2 protein-coding genes are annotated in these 1,531 nt (G+C 66.0%); both read left to right on the top strand.

Going from position 1 to position 1,531, the window contains the following annotated elements; translation table 11 throughout:
• Nucleotides 1–433 precede the first annotated feature (433 nt).
• The gene (locus tag MET9862_RS28975) at nucleotides 434–1,093 is read left to right on the top strand and encodes a nucleotide-binding protein (protein ID WP_053608426.1); all 660 of its coding nucleotides are present in this window, start codon (nucleotides 434–436) and stop codon (nucleotides 1,091–1,093) included.
• 8 nt (nucleotides 1,094–1,101) lie between these two features.
• On the top strand, nucleotides 1,102–1,503 hold the full coding sequence (locus MET9862_RS28980) for a hypothetical protein (RefSeq protein ID WP_142586313.1): 402 nt from the start codon (nucleotides 1,102–1,104) through the stop codon (nucleotides 1,501–1,503).
• Nucleotides 1,504–1,531 lie beyond the last annotated feature (28 nt).

Genomic DNA, 1,531 nt, shown 5'->3' on the forward strand with positions numbered 1-1,531 from the left:
TCGATTTCGCGGGCTCCTCGTTTGGCGACGGGGGGCCCGTAGTCGTTTCAGGGTCTCGTTTCCGCGGCGATCATCTCCTTCCCCGACTCACGACTCGACAGATCGAGCGTAACCGGGACCGCTCATGTCGTCCGGGCGACGCTGCTAAGTCAACGTCGCGGCCTGAACCGGTCCGTCGAAATCCTGTAACCCTGAGGGGCAGGTGGGCTTCAGGCCATCTACCCATTCGAACCTTCGCCCTGATGCCCATCAGGTCCATCGCCCATCAACCCACCCGCTCTTACGGGCTCAAGGGTTTATGGGTGATCACCCCTGAGCCCAGAAGCCCAAAGGGGAACTTGCCCATCGGGGCGCTCGGGTTAAGGGTTCGTTGACCATTTGGGCTTCAGCTCGCTTGGGCGCTGGGGAAGGCGCGCAACAGGGAGCTGGGGCAATGGCGGTCATATCCGTTTGCTCGACCAAGGGCGGCGTCGGGAAGACAACGCTCGTGATCTGCCTGGCGGACGCCTACGCGCGCCAGGGCGGTAGTGTCGCCATCATCGACGCGGATCCAAATGGGCATGTCGCCTCCTGGCGCGAGCGCGCCGGAGAAGACTGTCGCGTCGACGTCATCGCTGACGTGACCGAGAAGACGGTCCTCGACCGGATTTCCGACGCCGCCTCGCGCTACAGCCTCGTGTTCGTGGATCTCGAAGGCGCGGCCTCGCAGGCCGTCACGTATGCCATTGCCGAGAGCGACCTCGTGCTGATCCCGTCCAAGGTCTCGGGCATGGACCTGCAGGAGGTGTTCCGCACGTACGAGGTGGTGCAGCGCGCGGAGAAGATGCTGCGCCGGCCGATCCCCGCCCGAGTGGCTCTCACGCAGATGTCGCCCCTGCAGAGCCGCGTGGCGCAGCACGCCCGGCAGGAGATCCAGTCCGCCAGCATTCCGGTCCTGCGTACCGAAGTCATCCAGCGGGCGGCCTATCAGTCAATCCACTTCACCGGCGCTACGCCCGCCCACCCGGACGGCGATCCCAAGGCCCTCCAGGAGGTTGCCGGCGCGCTGGGTGAGCTCCTCGAGGTCTTGGCAGTCCATCAGCAGGCGGCCTGAGCACGATGATGAAGCCCGCCTTCCAGCCCGCGCCGCGCCCGCGGCCCCGGATCTCGCCCGAGGATGCTCAGCAGCTCGCTGTGGCTACCAGCGACCTGGGCTTCACCCGGCCCTCGTCCGCGCCCGAGGCGCGGGTCGAGGAGCCGGTGCATCCAACAGCTGAGCCCATGCCTGCTGCAGCCTCAGCAGTCTCGACTGCCCAAGAACCCAAAGTCCCACTTGCCCCTGCTGCGCCTGCCAAGGGTACGGCCCTCAAATTCGAGGTGCCGGATACGGTGTGGACAGCGTTGCGCCAGGAAGCGCTAAACCGCCGGGTCACGGTAAAGTACCTCGTGCTCGAGGCCCTCGCCGCGAAGGGCTACAACGTCGATCTATCCGCGGTACCCGAGGACGGGAGACGCCTGCGATGATCGAGGCCGCCCTTGTTGCAGTCCTGGC

Origin of the sequence: Methylobacterium symbioticum, assembly GCF_902141845.1 — a bacterium.
Classification (GTDB): domain Bacteria; phylum Pseudomonadota; class Alphaproteobacteria; order Rhizobiales; family Beijerinckiaceae; genus Methylobacterium; species Methylobacterium symbioticum.